The organism is Streptomyces sp. NPDC050485 (assembly GCF_044458185.1).
Lineage (GTDB): Bacteria > Actinomycetota > Actinomycetes > Streptomycetales > Streptomycetaceae > Streptomyces.
This window is the reverse complement of record NZ_JBITHR010000022.1, coordinates 47,655-62,768: the sequence shown is the minus strand read 5'-3', so window position 1 is coordinate 62,768 and position 15,114 is coordinate 47,655. Positions and strand designations below refer to the sequence as shown.

Below are 15,114 nucleotides of genomic sequence, written 5' to 3'. Positions count from 1 at the left end.
GGTGAACAACAAAGAGGCGCTGCAGCAACTGCTGCAGTTGAAGCGCGGGGAGATAGACCCGTCCGAGTTCGGGATACCCAAGCGCACGGGGCGGGGCCGACGCTCAGCCGGCCTCTCGCAGGCGCAGGTGGCGCAGGCACTTTTCGTGACGGAACGCACCTACGCCGTCCTCGAACGCGGGGACATGGCCGCGCCCAGCCGGGAGTTCCTCGACGCCGTGGCCACGGTGCTGCGCATGGAGGAGCGGGAGCGCACCGCGCTCTACGTGTACGCGCTCGGGTACGAGCCGCCCATCCCCATGGACCCGACGGCCGGGACGAACGTCGCCCCCGCCTGGCAGAAGGCCGTCAACCAGGTCACCGGGCAGCCCTGTTACATCAATGACGTGGCTTGGAACGTCCTGGCCGCCAACGACGACTTCGTCCGGATGTTCCCGCAGGTGGACGACCGGACGCCGCGGCTGCCCGAGCAGAACCTGTTGCGGTGGATGCTGCTGCGCGAGGACGCCCGCGAGCACCACCTGGTCGACTGGGAGAAGCGCTGGGCCGCGCCCGTGGCAGCGCAGCTGCGTACGGCGTTGGCCGCTCATCCCGACAACGAGGACCTCCAGCGGCTCCACGAGGAAGTCAACGAGGATCCCGTTGCCGGGCCGATCTACCGCAACCACAACCTCGCCTACGTCCACCCCGACGGCGACACCCGCATCATGCGCCACGCCGGCTTCACCGTCCCGCAGGGCTCCCCCGACCAGCGGGACCGATGCTGCGAGCGGCACTCCGCCTCCCAGCTGGGCCACGTCACCATGTGCGCCGCGCAGCCGTTCGGCAGCCCGGGGGCACGGTTCTTCTTCCTGGTGTTCGAGCCCTGGCGCTGACGAGGTAACGGCGAGTCCGGCGGACCCGATTTCGCCGGACCGCCGCCCACCCGCACAATTCATCCCCATGGCACCTGCATCTGAGATGAAACCGATCGCCCCCGGCGTCTTCGCCTGGCTCCCCGGACAGGACGCGGCCTGGGGACTGGCCAACTGCGGCCTGGTCAGCTCCCAGGGTGAGACTCTGCTCGTCGACACCCCCTACACTCCGGCCCTGACCGACACCTTCCTCGACGCGGCCCGCGCGGCCGCCGGCCCCGACGCGGAACTGAACCGCATAGCCGTCACCCACGCCAACGGCGACCACACCTGGGGCCTGCAGCAACTGCCCGGCGCCGAAGTCCTGGCGACCCACGCCGCGCTGGAGCACCAGTGCGTGGAGCCGACGCCTCAGCAGCTCGAAGTCCTGATCCGTGACACTGACCCCAGCCAGCCGCTGGGCTGGTACTTCCGTCAGCACTTCGCCCGGTTCGACTTCTCGGACATACAGGTGCTGCCCCCGACCATCACGTTCACCGGGCGGTACGACCTGGAGGTCGGCTCGATACCCGTGGAGCTCCACGAGGTCGGCCCGGCACACACGGTGGGCGACCTGATCGTCCATCTGCCCGAGCAGCGCGTGGTGTTCGCCGGTGACATCCTCTTCGCCGGTGACCACCCTCCGCACTGGGCAGGTCCGCTGGAAAACATCTCCGCCGCCTGCGAGCGGATCCTGGCGCTCGACCCGGAATGGATCGTGCCGGGCCACGGACCGCTCATGACCCCCGCCGAAGTACGGACCTACCTCGCCTATCTGGACGACCTCGCCGACCAGGCCGACGTGATGCACGCCCAGGGCCGCACCGCGATCGAGGCGGTCCGCATCCTGCTCAAGGAGGACCGCTACCCCGGTCTGGGTCTCCCGGAGCGGCTGGCGATCACCCTCGGCACGGAGTTCCGCCACCTCGACGGGGGCTCCGCGACTCCGGACATGGTCGCGCTGATGAACAATGCGGCGCGTATCGCGTGGGAGCGCTCGTCTACCGCGTGACCAGGGGATTGAGCTGCCCGGCGTGCGGCCGGTCGGGGGCTGTGCCTATTCCGGCCAATGGAACAGCAGCCCCGCACCCATTCCGATCATTGAAATATGAACTGGCGGCGGCCTGTTCCGGCTTGCCCTGCGGCCGGTCCCCGCGGTGGAGTGCATCTGTCGGCGCGTCGTGTACGCACGGGGGAGCGCCGCCCAGGCACCGAGGGCACTCCCACGCCCGTTGACGTGCGCGGTCGAGCAGCACGCCTTGCGTTGCTGGACTCGATTCCGGATGCCGCCGCCGGCCCCCCGGCGGCGGCATCCGCTCGAAGCCCCCTCGCTCTCGCTCCAGGGAGAAGCCATGAGCCCCGCCGCACTGCCCGTCCCCGCGCCCGTCCCCGAGTTCCTTACTCCCCGCGTCGAGGCGGTCCGCCAGGCGGCACGCGCCGGCCGGCGGGAGGAATCCCTGGCCCTGGCCCGGGCCATCAGCGGCGAACTCGCCGAGAGCCACGGCCCCTTGCACCCCTACACCCTGCACGCCCTTGAGCTCGTCGCCTTCTGCGCGCAGCTCGCCGGCCGTCCCGTCGCCGCGACGGAGGTCTCGGCCCAGGCCGCCGCCGGGTGGCAGCATCTGCTGACCGGTGAGCACCGTCAGGTCCGCCGGCAGGCGTGCAACACCGCGGCTTTCTGGCTCACGGTCTCCGACTCGGTCCAGGCGGTCCGGACCGGCACCGCGCTCCGAACGTTGCTGCGATCGGTTTTCGGCCCTGACCACCCCTCAACCTTCTTCGTCGAGCGGCGGCTTACAGCCATCGCCGGCCGCGACAGGGAGGCTGCCATGCAGGCACTCAGGCCCTCGGGCCCGGCCTTGCTGGTGCATCCCTGAGGCCGTGACCTAGGTAAACAGGAGCGGCCCGAGCCAATGGCATATACCGGAAGTCCCTCTACCGGAAAAAACCGGGCCTAGCTGCTTCTGATCTTCGTGGCGAGAATCGGCCTCGGACCGATTGCGTTGTGGGAGATGCACGGTCCTGGACCGCGAGGGGGAGTGTCGCGTTGTTGCAGACCACCGCCGACTCCACGAAGAAGGACGTCGGCTGCATATCCGGAAAGGTCCCGGCGCGCGTTGGTGCGTCGGCCTGCCGGACGCCACAGCCCGGAATCGGATGCGCCATCCGTCCCGCATCAGCCGCCCGGCGCCTGCGCCGGCGCTCGGCAGGTGCGGGCCGGACGGTCCGCCCTGCCGTGGAGTCTTCTCGTGTCCACCGTGCTTCGGCCGTGTCCTGAGCTGGGGACCCGCGCCGTTTTCCTACGATCCAAGCCGTCACCACTACTCACAAGGGGGATACGCAGTGTCGATCTCAAGCGCCGCTTCCGGCACGAACCGCTGGCTGCGCCGAACGGTGGTCGCGGCCACGGCTCTTGGCGTCGCGGTCACGTCTGCCGGCTGCTCGGGCGGCGAGAAGAAGCCTGCCGCCTCGGCAAGCCCGAGCACATCGCAGAGTGCCGACCCGCAGGCGGAGGCGAAGAAGGCGGTCGAGCAGACGTACCGCAGCTACTGGGACGCCCAGGCCAAGGCGTTCGAGAAGGTCGACGCCCGCGGTACCGGCCTGGAGAAGTACAGCTTCGACCAGGCCTACACCAAGGTTCTCGCCGACGTGGCGAACATGAAGATCAAGGGCAGCGCTATGCGCGGCGCCCCGCAGATCAAGCCCCAAGTCACGGCGGTGAGCCTGGACGAGACACCGAAGAAGGCGACCATCACCGACTGCGTCGACGTCTCCAAGTGGACGCTCGTGGACGCCAAGACCGGCAAGGAACTCGAGCTGCCGAAGGGCCGGCTCACCCGCTTCGTCGTCAGCGCCACCGCACGCACCGTCGGCGATGAGTGGAAGGTCGTCGAGCTGACGCGCCAGGACCGCGCATGCTGAGACGGCGCATAGCCGCGTTTCTGGGTGTCGTGGCAGCGCTGCTGAGCGTGCTGGTGCTGACCACGCCCGCCAACGCGGACGGCGGTGGCACGGACGTCGGCCACTGCGACAACGACTTCGTCTGCGGCGGTGTCCAGGTACCCGGCACCCCCGGCACCTCCGATAAGCCGGGCAAGCCGGGTAAGCCGGGCGGTGGTGGCGGTGGCGGCGGCTCGTCGGAGAAGACGTGCGCTACGGGGGCCACCCACTGGGGCGTGTGGCCCTGTCACATCGACGGCGTCGGAACGTTCGTCGAGAGCCAGGGGTGTTACGTCAGCCTTGCCGACCCGCAGCCGCCGAAGTCGGACCCGGTCTGGCAGGGCCAGTCCACCGGCGCCATCTACTTCTTCGTCTGCCTAGGCGAGACCAACGGAGAGCTGCCTAACGGCCACAACGGCGGCGGTGCTCGCTGGCAACCGACCAACCCGCTCAATACCGGCCCCACGGCGGCTGAACTCGCACAGCAGGCGTTCGACCGCATGCGCCTGGACGCAGCGCAGATTGGCTCGGCTCCCCCGGCCGACGCCAAGGGCCTGGTCGGGCTCCCCGTATGGCTGTGGACCGCGCAGTCACCGCAGACCTGGGGCCCGCAGTCGATGACCGTCTCCGCCGGCGGCCTGTCGGTCACCGTGACAGCCACGGTGAGGAACATCGCCTGGTCCATGGGCGACGGCTCCACCGTGACCTGCACCAAGCCCGGTACGCCGTACCAGAAGAGCTTCGGCAACGCCGACTCCCCCGACTGCGGCCACCGCTACACCAAGGTCGGCGAGTACACGGTCACGGCCACCAGCACCTGGGCCGTCAACTGGACTGCCACCAACGGCGAGACCGGCACGATCCCTGACGCCACCCGCAACTCCTCGACCACGGCCCGCGTCGGCGAGCTCCAGGTCGTCAACTAGCACGAGGAACACGAAGACGATGTCGACGACCTTCTCCACTCGAAAGTCAAGCAAGGGCGCCGGTGCTGCGGCCACGGTGCCGGCCGGACCCGTCCCGATCACGCAGGAGGCACCGCGGCGGCGCCGCCGTCCCGTGGTCGTGGGAGCCGGGCTCGCGCTTGCGGCGGTCGGGGCTCTTGTCGCCGTATGGCAGGTCGACGAAGCCGGTAACCGCGTGTCGGTCATCGCCCTGGCCCACGACGTCAAGGCGGGCGAGACCGTAAAGAAGGGCGATCTCGTCGTGGCACAGGTCGCACCCGACCCCGCGCTCGCCCCGGTCCCCGTCAGCCGCAGCAGCGACATCGTCGGCAAGACCGCGGCCTCCGACCTGCCCAAGGGCACACTCGTCACCGATGCCTCCGTACGCGTCGGAAGCCCCGTCGCCCGGGGCCGCGACACCGTGGGCATCCTGGCCAAGCCGGGGCAACTGCCCGCGCAGCAGCTGCACTCCGGTGACACGGTGATGCTCGTCCACACGCCGCAGGACGACGCCGGCGCGGCGAAGTCCGCCACGCAGGCGGCACCCGACAGCATCACCGCCGTCATCGCCGGCGTCGCGGCGCCCGACGCCAACGGGGCGGTCGTCGTTGATGTGGCCGTCGCTGGGACCAACAGCGCCTCGCTGGCCGCCTGGACCGCCAAGGGCGCGGTGACCCTCGTTCTGAAGGCCAGCTGATGGCGGTCATCGCCCTCGTGTCGGGCAAGTCCAGCGGCGTCACCTGCTCCGCGCTCGCGCTCGCTCTCGCCTCTCCGAAGCCGTCCCTGCTGGTGGAGGCCGACCCGGCCGGCGGCACGGTGCGGACCGGCTATCTGGGAGGAGAGGGCAGCGCGGCCGTCGGCCTGCACCGTCTGGCCGCCGCGGACCGACAGGGCACGCTCGCCCGTGAGTTCTCCCAGCACTTCGTCAGCCTCGACCGGGACCACAGCGGGCAGCGGCTGCTCCTGCCGGGCCTCACCGACCCCACGCAGGCACCGTCGCTCGCCCGCACCTGGGGGCAGATCGCCCGTCTGCTGAGCGTGATGGACCAGGCCGGGCACGACGTGATCATCGACGCGGGCCGCCTCGTGACGGAGTCCGAGACCCGGCTGAGCACGACCCGGTACCCGGCACCGCTGCTGCACCGCGCCGACGCGGTGCTGATGGTGGTGCGCACCACCCAGGCATCCATCGCGGCGGCGGCACCCGCCGTGCGCGTCCTGCGGGAAGAGCTGGCACACCACGGCACCGGCGCCGACGCGCTGGGACTGCTGCTGATCGAGGAGGGTTCCTTCACCTCCAGCCAGGTCCAGCAGCATCTGCAGACGCCGGTCGTCGGGATGCTCGCGTGGGATGCCGACACCGCCGATGTCCTCACGCACGGGGCGTACAAGCGGATGCCGCGGACCTTGCTGCGCTCGGCGCGGACGGCCCACCAAACGATCAACGAGCTCGTCACCAAGCGCCGCGTCCAGCTGCAGCCGGCCGGCGTACCCACGGTTGCCGGGAGGGCATCATGACCGACACCAGGCCCGAGAACCCGGCCCCCAACCTCGAGATGCTCTTCGCCCGCGCCCTGGACGAGGCCCCGGCCGCTCCCGCCCCCGTCCTCAAGCCGGTGCCCTCGCGGGTGTCCCCGGCGAGGCTGACGGAGAGCACCTTGCAGACCGCGGACGCCGCTGGCCCGGGCACGCTGCCGGTCGGCCACGAGGTGCTCGCCGAGCTGCGGTCCCAGGCCAGCATGCGGATCGGCGAGGCCGCGGGCGCAGATGCGTCCATGACCGAGCAGGACCGCCGCCAGCGCGGGCAGTCGATCATCACGCAGGTCGTCTCGCAGTGGGCGACCAAGTACGCGGCGAGCGCGACGCCCCTGACACCTGATCAAGAGCGGGCGGTACAGAAGGCCGTCTTCGACGAGCTGTTCCGCGCCGGCCGTCTCCAGCCGCTCCTGGACGACTCGAACGTCGAGAACATCATCATCAACGGGGACGAGGTGCGCGTCGACTACGCCGACCGCCCCACTCGCTCCTGGGACCCGATCGCGAAGACCGACCGCGACCTGATCAACCTCATCAATCACATCGCGCGCATGCAGGGGCAGGGCGAGCGCGCGCTGACCCCCGCGACACCCAACCTGAACATGCGCCTGGCCGACGGCTCCCGCCTGGCCGCCTCCGCCTGGGTCACGCCGCGGCCGAACATCGTCATCCGCCGGCACCGCACCCGCGGGCAGGGTCTGGACGACCTGGTGCACTGGGGCACGATCGACTCCACGCTCGCCCACTTCCTGCGCGCAGCGGTCAAGGGCCGCAAAAACGTAGTCGTGGTGGGCTCCCAGGGCGTGGGAAAAACGTCTCTGCTGCGGGCGATGGCCCGTGAAATCCCCCGCACCGAGCGCGTGGGCACGCTGGAGAGCGAATACGAGCTCTACCTCCACGAGGACCCCGAGGGCCCCGAGGTCGTCGCCTACGAGGGCCGCGAGTCGAACGGCGAGCGCGGTGCGGACGGCAAGCTCCAGGGCGAGTTGACCCTCAGCGACCTCTTCCCGCAGCTGCTGCGCATGTCGCTGCGCCGGGTCCTGGTCGGTGAGGTCCGCTCCAAGGAAGTCGTGCCGATGCTGCACGCCATGAACGAGGGCGAGGGCGGTTCGATGGCCACCCTCCACGCCCGCAGCCCCCAGCTGTCGATCGAGCGGCTGGCCACCCTGTGTCTGGAAGCGGGCATCGGGATGACCGAGGCCCTCGCCTACCGCCTCATCGCCCAGGCCATCGACCTGGTCGTCTACGTACGCCTGGTCGATGAGACCGAACTCGTCGGCCCGGACGGCAAGACGGGCCGCAAGCACCGGTTCGTCAGCCACGTCATGGAGATCACCGGCATCGGCGAGGGCGGACGCCCCAGCCACCAGATGGTTTTCGCGCCCCGGGATCAGGACGGCCGCCGCGAGGCCCGGGCCGTGCCCCACGGAAACATCTCCCAGAGCGCGCTGGACGACCTGGTGCGTGCCGGGCTTGACCGCCGCGTCCTGCTCAACCCGTGGGGCAGCTGGGGAGCGCCGCTGGAGACGGTGATGCCGCTGTGACCCTCACACCGAACTCCCTGCTGGCCGCACTGGCCGGCCTGGCCGCCGTCGGCGGTCTCGTCCTGGCCGCGGCCGGCGGCGTCGGCTGGGCGCCCTCGACGACGGTGCGCCGCCGAAGCCGTCTGGAACGCAAGGTCCGCAGCTTCTTCGTCAAGGACGCCGCTACCCCCACCGCCTGGTGGGCCAGAGGCCAGACCCGGCTGGCCGGGGCCGGCCTGGCGGGTCTTGGGGTGTGGCTGTTCACCGGCTGGCTGATGGGCGGCCTCGTCACGCTCGCCGTCGTCGTCGGCCTGCCCTGGCTGCTGAACACCTCCGGATCCGGCGCGGGGCAGATCCACAAGCTCGAAGCCGTCGAGGAGTGGGTGCGGCGCCTGTCCGACATCCACACGGTCGGCGTCAGCCTGGAGGCATCCGTCCAGCGCAGTCTGGAGACCGTCCCGAAGGCCATCCGCCAGGACGTGACGCTGCTCGTCTCGCGCCTGTCGGCCGGCTGGCTGCCCCAGGACGCCTACCGCGCCTTCGCCGACGGCCTCAACGACGCGATGGTCGACGAGGTGATCGCCCTGCTGATCCTGCACATCGAGGACCGCGGTGCCGGCCTGAGCCGGGCCCTGCGCGAACTCGCCGAGGCGCTCCAGCACGAGGTCCTCTCGCGGCGCGAGGTCGAGGCCGACCGGCAAAAGCCCCGCACCAACGACCGGTGGGTGACCGTCTTCTGCTTGAGCATCTTCGGCATCACCGCGTTCTCCGGCAGCTATGTCGAGCCCTACAACACCGTCATGGGACAGATCGTCCTCGCCTTCGTCGGCGTCGCTTTCGTCCTGGTCAAGATCTGGATGCGCCGCATGGCGGTCATCGAGGCCGCGCCCCGGTTCCTGTCGTCGGCCGACCGCTCCGGCAGCGGCCGCACCACCGAGGAGGCACCGTGATCCTCTCCCCCTACGCCGTCATCGGCGGCGCCGTCGCGGGCCTTGGCCTGGTGATCGCCGCCCGCGGCCTCCTGCCGGGACGGCCCGACCTCGGCGACGTCATCGGCCGCATGGACGCCACCCGGCTGGAGAACCTCGCACGGCACCGGGATGCCCGTCCCAACTCCCTTATGGAGAAGGCGGGTGCTGTCCTGCTGCGCACCGCCGGCGAGGGCACCCTGCGCCTGCCGCGCCAGCAGCTGGAACTGGTGGGCCGCTCCCCCGCCGCGCACCTGGGCCGCAAGATCGCACTGGCCCTGTACGGGCTGCTGCTGCCCGTGCTGTGCGTGACGCTCGCGAACCTGGCCGGCTACCCCTTCCCCTTCGCGATCCCCGGCATCGCCGGGATCGGCCTCGCGGTCGTGTTCTGGTTCCTGCCGGATCTCCAGCTCAGGCAGCAGGCGCTGGAGGCCAAGGGAGACTTCCGGTACGCCATCAAGGCCTACCTCCGGCTCGTCCAGCTCGAACGCGCCGCGGACGCCGCCCCCACCCAGGCCCTGAAGCGGGCCGCGGAGGTCGGTGAGGGCTGGGTGTTCGCAAAAATCCGCGACACCATCACCCGCGCCGAACTCGAAGGCATCAGCCCCTGGGAGGGCCTCAAGCGGCTCTCCATCGAGCTGGATGTGCCCGAGCTCGGCGCCCCGGCCGACATCATCGCGATCGCCGGTGAGGAAGGCGCGGCCGTCGGCGACAGCCTCGGCGCCCAGGCCAGGTCACTCTCCGGCGCCCTGGTCACCTCGGCCAAGGCCAAGGCCAACATGGCCAGCGAAAAGATGGTCATGCCGGTCGCCATGCTCGTCCTGATCATGACCGTCTACATCGGCTACCCCGCCCTCTCGCGGATCATGGCCAGCTAACTCCCGGAAGAGACAAGGAAATCCGCCATGGGCATCGACTCGAACCTCACCTTCCTGAAGGCCTTCTTCAGCGCCCGCATCGAACGAGTACGCAACGTCCGCGACGACCGCGGCGCCATCTCCATCGAAACGATCATGATCGTGGCCGGTCTCGTCGTCGTCGCCGCGATAGCCGGCGCGGTCATCCTCAGCAAGGTCAATGAGAAGGCGGCCACGATCAAGTGAGCCACCTCCGCAGGGCACTTCGCCGTCGGTCCCGCGCGCTCACCGAGCGCAGCGCACGGGACCGCGGAGCCGTGTCCCTGGAGATGCTGATCGTCTTCCCCGCCGTGCTGCTGGTCATCCTGCTCGTCGTCCACGTCGGACTGTGGTGGCACGCCCGCAACGTGGCCCTGTCCGCAGCCCAGTTGGGGGTGGAGTCGGCCCGCGTACGCGGCGCGTCCGCCGGCACCGGCACCGCCGAGGCCCGCGACTTCCTCGCCCGTGCCGGCGGCAGCATCTCCAACGCCTCGGTCACCGGCAGCAAGGGGGCGACCGTGCGGATCCACGTCACCGGCTACGTCGACACGATGATCCCCGGCCTCCGGCTGCGGATCGACCAGCACGCCGACGCGGCCGCCGAGCGCATCACGGAGGCCAGGTGACCCTCGCCCGCAGGCTCAGGGACGACCGCGGCGCGCTGTCCCTCGAAGCCGTCATCCTCTTCCCCGCCCTCATCCTGGTGCTGCTCCTGGTCATCGCGTTCGGCCGGATCAGCTCCGCCGGCAACGCCGTCGACACCGCCGCCCGCAACGCCGCGCGCGCGGCCTCGCTCGAGCGCACCGGCGGAGCCGCCAGCAGCAGCGGTGAGCAGATGGCACGCAGCGTGCTGAGCCAGCAGGGGCTGCAGTGCACCAGCACGTCGGTCTCCGTCTCCACCGCCGGGTTCTCCGCCCGGATCGGCGAGCCGGCCTCCACCACCGCCACCGTGCGCTGCACCGTGCGGCTCTCCGATATCGGATTGCCCGGCCTGCCCGGCACCAAGACCATGATCAGCAGCTTCACCTCGTCGATCGACTCCTACCGCCAGCGCGGCTGACAGGACCACCTCCTCATGACACCCGCCCGCCCCGCCCTCGCCCTGCGGATACGCCGTGCCCTGCGCGACGACCGCGGCGCGATGAGCCTGTTCGTCCTCGCCACCATGGTGGCGCTGCTGGCCGTGGCCGCCCTCGTCATCGACGGCGGCGGAAAGCTGCGGGCCCGCACCCACGCCGAGGGCGTCGCCCATGAAGCCGCGCGGGCCGGCGGCCAGGCCGTCGACGCGGGCAAGGCCATCTCCGGCGGGGGCGTCCGTGTCGACCGCAACGCAGCCGTCGCCGCCGCCCGTACCTACCTCAGCCGGGCCGGCGTCAGCGGCACGGTCCAGGTGAGCGAGGACGGCGGGTCCCTGCAGGTGAGTGTCACCGAGTCCTACCACCCCAAGTTCCTCGGCGGCGGCAACTGGTCCGTCACCGGCCACGGCAGCGCCAACCTCGTCTACCGGGGGTAAGGGTCATGAGAAACCGCAGCAGAGCAGCCACCATCATCCGCGCACTCCTCGCGCTCACCGTCCTGGTCGCCATCGTGGCCGGCGTGCCCTGCGTGCTGCTCGCCATCGGGGTCCTGCCCGATCACGTCCCCGGCATCGGCGAGTCCACCACTGCGCTCACCAGCCCCGACACGGGCCAGTTGTTCCTGGGCGCGGTCACCCTCATCGGCTGGTACGGCTGGCTCACCTTCGTGATCTCGGTCGTTCTGGAGACGGTCGCCGCGCTGCGCCACCGCAGGGTTCCGCGGATCCGCATGCTGGGCGGCTCCCAGCAGCTGGCCGGCGCGCTCATCGGCGGGATTCTCATCCTGCTGCCCACCGGAACGGCGTTCGCCACCCCGGCCACCGCCGCTCCCCTCTCGTCGGCGACCGTGGCCACGGCATCCGTGACGGCCGGGTCGCACACGGCTGCGAAGGCCGCGACTGCGGGTTCGTGGGATGGGCCGGTCCACCGGGTCCAGGACGGCGACACCCTCTGGGACATCGCGGAGAAGCGCCTGGGTGCCGGAATCGAATGGCACCGGATCGTCGAGGCCAACAAGAATGTCGCGCAGGCGGACGGGTCTGTCATCACCGCCGATACCACCCTGCTGCAGACCGGCTGGGTCCTGAGGCTGCCGACCGACGCCGCGCCCGCGGCCGACAACGACGGCGGTAAGCGGCCACAGACCGGCGCCACCGCCCACGAAGCAACCCACACCGTCCGGCCCGGCGAGACCCTGTCCGCCATCGCCGAGGACGAGCTCGGCAATGCGGACGACTACCCCCAGATCGTCGACGCCAACAAGGGCGTCGCCCAGGCGGACGGACGCACCCTCGGCGACCCGGACGACATCTACCCCGGCTGGCAGCTGAAGCTTCCCGCCGCCGGCAGCGGGCAGCGGGACTCGGGCACTGCTGTTCCTCCGCAGGAACGCCAGCCCGCGCCGGAGCACGACCACGCCGGTGAGCAGCCGGGCACAGGCCGGCACGACCAGGCCCAGCCCCCCGCTCACGCCGGGGGCGGCAAGGCAGAGGGTCCCGGTCAGGACGGAAGCGGCAAGGACGCGGGCACGGAGCAGCCGGGCGGCGGGCAGGCCACGGCCCGGCCCGAAGCGCCCGCTGAGCAGCCGCCCGCGCAGCCTCACGGACCTGACGAGGCCTCCGGCCATCCGGCCACCGGCGCACCAGCCGAGCAGGCGCAGCAGGACACGTCCGAGGACAGCGGCCAGAGCGTGACCGCGGTCGCGGCAGCCGGGAGCATCCTGGCCGCCGCCGTGCTCGGCGTGATCGCCGTCCGGCGGACCCGCCAGCAGCGCCGGCGCCGGGCCAAGCGCCGCATCCCCATGCCATCCGGTCCGAGCGCCGACTTCGAGAAGCAGCTGCGGACGGTCTCCGACATCACCGGCACCGCGTTGGCCGACCTCGCCCTGCGCACCCTGGCCTTCAACTGCCATGAGGCGGGCCGTCCGCTGCCCGAGGTCGAGGCGATACGGATCACCACGCGGGGCCTCGAGCTCCACCTGGCCGCGGCCACCCCGCCCGTCGCACCGTTCACCGAGCGCGATGACAATCCGGCGGTGTGGTGGTGCCCGAGGCGGGGTGCCGCCCTCCTCGGCGAGGAACAGGCCGCCGACGTCACCCCGCCCTACCCGGCGCTGGTCAGCCTCGGTGAGACCGAGGAAGGCGACGCGGTCCTGGTCGACCTGGAGAACATCGGCCTGTTGCGGCTGGCCGGCAGCCCCGCCGACGTGCGTGCGGTCACGCTCGCCCTCGCCATCGAGCTGGCCTCCTCCAAGCTGGCCGGTGACACCCAGATCGTGCTCGCCGGAGCCGGCAGCGACCTGCACCACCTCTACCCCGACCAGGTCGAGCACCACACCAACCTGGCCGAGGCCGCCGCCGCCCTCAAGGCGCACGACGCCTTCCAGCGTGACGCGCTCGCCGAGACCGGCCACGACCATCTGCGGTCCGCCCGGCTGGACGACGAGACCTCCGGTGACTCCTGGATCCCCCGCATCCTCGTCGCCACCACCCCGCCCACAGGCTCGCCAACCGCCGTGCTCGAGGACCTCCTGACCTCCCGTCCGCGGACCTCGGTCGCGGTCGTCACCGCTGCCGGGGGCGAACTCGACCTGCCCGGAACCTGGACGCTGCCCGCCCAGCCCGGCGCCCTGGTCGAACTGCCCGGCCTGGACCTGGCGGTGAAACTGCAGTACCTCGACGATGGGGCCTACGACCGGCTCGTCCAGCTCCTCGCCACCTCCAGCCGGACCGACGACGTGCCGCCGCCGGCCTGGACCGGCCACACCGGCCCGGCCGACAACGGGCCCCGGGCAACCGCCGGCCCTGCCGAGGAGGCTTCCGCCCTCGCCCCCGAGGCCTCCGCGCTCGCGGCCGACACCTACGCACCCGCCCACACCGCGTCCCCGGGAGGAGACTTGGCCGCCGCGCTCCCCGACTTCACCTCCCTTGCGCCCGCTTTCACGGCCGACACCGCCGCAACGGCCGGCGGCACCTCCGGTCCGGCCGAGGAAGACGGTGCGAGCGCGCTGTCCCCCGCCGTCGCCGGGCCCCCTGCCCGCCAGACCCCGCAGACCTACGCCGACTCGGCCGGCGTCGAACGCGGCATCCCACACTCCGGCGCCGTCGAACCCGAACACGACGCCGACGAGGCGCCGTACGAAGAGGAGCCGGAAGACGAGGAGGCCTCCGCGCTCGGCGCGGAGGTGTGGGACAGTCCCACGGCCGCCGACAAGTTCGACACGGCCCTCGGCGAAGTACTGGCCGAACAGGACGACGAGGAAACCGACGACACTGGCGATACCGGCGATGGCGAGGCCGACGGGCCCGGCATGTCCGCGGCCGCGCTCGGCGCGGACACGGACACGGGCGTGGACCGGCCCGCACCGGCCGAGCGGCGTATCGTCCCGAGGCCGAGTGCCGCGACCTCCACCGTGCTGGCAGCCCTCGCCACGCCCCCCGCGCCGCCGACCGCACCCCAGGTACAGGTGCTCGGTCCGGTGAGCCTCGTCGGGGCATGCGGCCGGGTGGGCAGCAACCGCCGCAGCAGCCTTGTGGAGATCGCCGCATGGCTGGTGCTGCACCCGGGGCTGAGCCGCAAGGACCTCGACGAGGCCATCTGGCCCGGCATGCGCATCATCGCCGAGTCCCGCAACACGGCGATCAGCCGGCTGCGTTCCTGGATAGGCACCGCGCCCCACCTGCCCGCCGACGGCCCTCAGGACGCCTATCTCCCGCCGATCAAGGGCGGCATCTACGCCTTCAGCGACCAAGTCACCTCCGACTGGGGCCAGTTCCAGGAGCTCTACCAACAGGGCATGCACCACGACGGACCGGACGCCGACATCGCGCTCGCCGAGGCCCTGGCGCTGGTGCGGGGACGTCCCTTCGCCGACGTCGACCCCTCCAAGTACATCTGGGCCGAAGCCGACATCCAGGAGATGATCAGCGCGATCGTCGACGTCGCCCACGAACTCGCCGAACGGCGCCGCCAGGTCCGCGACTACCGGGCGGCAGCCCAGGCCGTCACCAAGGGCATGCTCGTCGACGCGCAGTCGGAGCTGCTGTACAGAGACCTGTTCACGATCTGCCACGAGATGGGCGACCGCGAGGGCCTGGAGCGCGCCGCCGCCCAACTGGCCCGGATCAACGCGGTCGAGGGCATCGACTCTTCACCCGAGACCGTCGGCCTGCTGCGCACCCTCCTCAAGGGCGAGAGGACCCAGCCCCCCACCTGGGGATCGGCCGCCTCATGAGCCGTTTCAAATGCACCGGCCTTCGGTGTCACACCGCACCGCTCGATCACACCTGTAGAGAGCGAGGGGCCTCTGCGGCCAACGATCCGACCAAGGAGTCCGCGT

15 protein-coding genes are annotated in these 15,114 nt (G+C 71.2%); all 15 read left to right on the top strand.

What is annotated here, in order from left to right:
* Nucleotide 1 precedes the first annotated feature (1 nt).
* The 15 genes from ACIBK6_RS33010 to ACIBK6_RS32940 all read left to right on the top strand — a co-directional run bounded on the left by ACIBK6_RS33010 (nucleotide 2) and on the right by ACIBK6_RS32940 (nucleotide 15,009).
* The gene (locus ACIBK6_RS33010; protein ID WP_399055542.1) at nucleotides 2-874 is read left to right on the top strand and encodes a helix-turn-helix domain-containing protein; all 873 of its coding nucleotides are present in this window, start codon (nucleotides 2-4) and stop codon (nucleotides 872-874) included.
* A 67-nt stretch (nucleotides 875-941) separates the two neighbouring features.
* Entirely contained in the window at nucleotides 942-1,904 is a 963-nt protein-coding gene (locus ACIBK6_RS33005) for an MBL fold metallo-hydrolase (protein WP_399055540.1), read from the top strand.
* Between the two features lie 340 nt (nucleotides 1,905-2,244).
* Entirely contained in the window at nucleotides 2,245-2,769 is a 525-nt protein-coding gene (locus ACIBK6_RS33000) for a hypothetical protein (protein ID WP_399055538.1), read from the top strand.
* A 466-nt stretch (nucleotides 2,770-3,235) separates the two neighbouring features.
* Entirely contained in the window at nucleotides 3,236-3,814 is a 579-nt protein-coding gene (locus ACIBK6_RS32995) for a hypothetical protein (protein ID WP_399055536.1), read from the top strand.
* Complete coding sequence (locus ACIBK6_RS32990) at nucleotides 3,808-4,758, top strand: ATP-binding protein (protein WP_399055534.1); 951 nt, start codon at nucleotides 3,808-3,810, stop codon at nucleotides 4,756-4,758. The genes ACIBK6_RS32995 and ACIBK6_RS32990 overlap by 7 nt, the downstream gene beginning before the upstream one ends.
* 19 nt (nucleotides 4,759-4,777) lie before the next feature.
* Nucleotides 4,778-5,473: an SAF domain-containing protein gene (locus tag ACIBK6_RS32985; RefSeq protein WP_399055532.1), complete on the top strand. Its 696-nt coding sequence runs from the start codon at nucleotides 4,778-4,780 to the stop codon at nucleotides 5,471-5,473.
* Nucleotides 5,473-6,294 carry a hypothetical protein gene (locus tag ACIBK6_RS32980; protein ID WP_399055530.1) on the top strand — a complete coding sequence of 274 codons (822 nt, stop codon included), beginning with the start codon at nucleotides 5,473-5,475 and terminating at the stop codon, nucleotides 6,292-6,294. Before ACIBK6_RS32985 ends, ACIBK6_RS32980 begins: the two co-directional genes overlap by 1 nt.
* Nucleotides 6,291-7,856 carry a CpaF family protein gene (locus ACIBK6_RS32975; RefSeq protein WP_399055528.1) on the top strand — a complete coding sequence of 522 codons (1,566 nt, stop codon included), beginning with the start codon at nucleotides 6,291-6,293 and terminating at the stop codon, nucleotides 7,854-7,856. Before ACIBK6_RS32980 ends, ACIBK6_RS32975 begins: the two co-directional genes overlap by 4 nt.
* Nucleotides 7,853-8,785 carry a type II secretion system F family protein gene (locus tag ACIBK6_RS32970; RefSeq protein WP_399055526.1) on the top strand — a complete coding sequence of 311 codons (933 nt, stop codon included), beginning with the start codon at nucleotides 7,853-7,855 and terminating at the stop codon, nucleotides 8,783-8,785. The genes ACIBK6_RS32975 and ACIBK6_RS32970 overlap by 4 nt, the downstream gene beginning before the upstream one ends.
* The gene (locus tag ACIBK6_RS32965) at nucleotides 8,782-9,681 is read left to right on the top strand and encodes a type II secretion system F family protein (protein WP_399055524.1); all 900 of its coding nucleotides are present in this window, start codon (nucleotides 8,782-8,784) and stop codon (nucleotides 9,679-9,681) included. The genes ACIBK6_RS32970 and ACIBK6_RS32965 overlap by 4 nt, the downstream gene beginning before the upstream one ends.
* A gap of 27 nt (nucleotides 9,682-9,708) precedes the next feature.
* The gene (locus ACIBK6_RS32960; RefSeq protein WP_399055522.1) at nucleotides 9,709-9,906 is read left to right on the top strand and encodes a hypothetical protein; all 198 of its coding nucleotides are present in this window, start codon (nucleotides 9,709-9,711) and stop codon (nucleotides 9,904-9,906) included.
* Nucleotides 9,903-10,325, top strand: a complete 423-nt coding sequence (locus tag ACIBK6_RS32955) for a TadE/TadG family type IV pilus assembly protein (protein WP_399055520.1) — start codon at nucleotides 9,903-9,905, stop codon at nucleotides 10,323-10,325. The genes ACIBK6_RS32960 and ACIBK6_RS32955 overlap by 4 nt, the downstream gene beginning before the upstream one ends.
* Complete coding sequence (locus ACIBK6_RS32950) at nucleotides 10,322-10,759, top strand: TadE/TadG family type IV pilus assembly protein (RefSeq protein ID WP_399055518.1); 438 nt, start codon at nucleotides 10,322-10,324, stop codon at nucleotides 10,757-10,759. The genes ACIBK6_RS32955 and ACIBK6_RS32950 overlap by 4 nt, the downstream gene beginning before the upstream one ends.
* Nucleotides 10,760-10,774: 15 nt before the next feature.
* Entirely contained in the window at nucleotides 10,775-11,212 is a 438-nt protein-coding gene (locus ACIBK6_RS32945; RefSeq protein ID WP_399055516.1) for a pilus assembly protein TadG-related protein, read from the top strand.
* A 5-nt stretch (nucleotides 11,213-11,217) separates the two neighbouring features.
* Nucleotides 11,218-15,009, top strand: coding sequence for a LysM peptidoglycan-binding domain-containing protein (locus ACIBK6_RS32940; RefSeq protein ID WP_399055514.1), 3,792 nt, complete (start codon nucleotides 11,218-11,220; stop codon nucleotides 15,007-15,009).
* Nucleotides 15,010-15,114 lie beyond the last annotated feature (105 nt).

Excerpts from the sequence above, each read along its gene's own strand:
- ACIBK6_RS32945 (WP_399055516.1), top strand. The coding sequence starts at position 10,775 with ATGACACCCGCCCGCCCCGCCCTCGCCCTGCGGATACGCCGTGCCCTG.
- ACIBK6_RS33005 (WP_399055540.1), top strand. The coding sequence starts at position 942 with ATGGCACCTGCATCTGAGATGAAACCGATCGCCCCCGGCGTCTTCGCC.
- ACIBK6_RS33000 (WP_399055538.1), top strand. The coding sequence starts at position 2,245 with ATGAGCCCCGCCGCACTGCCCGTCCCCGCGCCCGTCCCCGAGTTCCTT.
- ACIBK6_RS32960 (WP_399055522.1), top strand. The coding sequence starts at position 9,709 with ATGGGCATCGACTCGAACCTCACCTTCCTGAAGGCCTTCTTCAGCGCC.
- ACIBK6_RS32940 (WP_399055514.1), top strand. The coding sequence starts at position 11,218 with ATGAGAAACCGCAGCAGAGCAGCCACCATCATCCGCGCACTCCTCGCG.
- ACIBK6_RS32985 (WP_399055532.1), top strand. The coding sequence starts at position 4,778 with ATGTCGACGACCTTCTCCACTCGAAAGTCAAGCAAGGGCGCCGGTGCT.
- ACIBK6_RS32990 (WP_399055534.1), top strand. The coding sequence starts at position 3,808 with ATGCTGAGACGGCGCATAGCCGCGTTTCTGGGTGTCGTGGCAGCGCTG.
- ACIBK6_RS32975 (WP_399055528.1), top strand. The coding sequence starts at position 6,291 with ATGACCGACACCAGGCCCGAGAACCCGGCCCCCAACCTCGAGATGCTC.
- ACIBK6_RS32980 (WP_399055530.1), top strand. The coding sequence starts at position 5,473 with ATGGCGGTCATCGCCCTCGTGTCGGGCAAGTCCAGCGGCGTCACCTGC.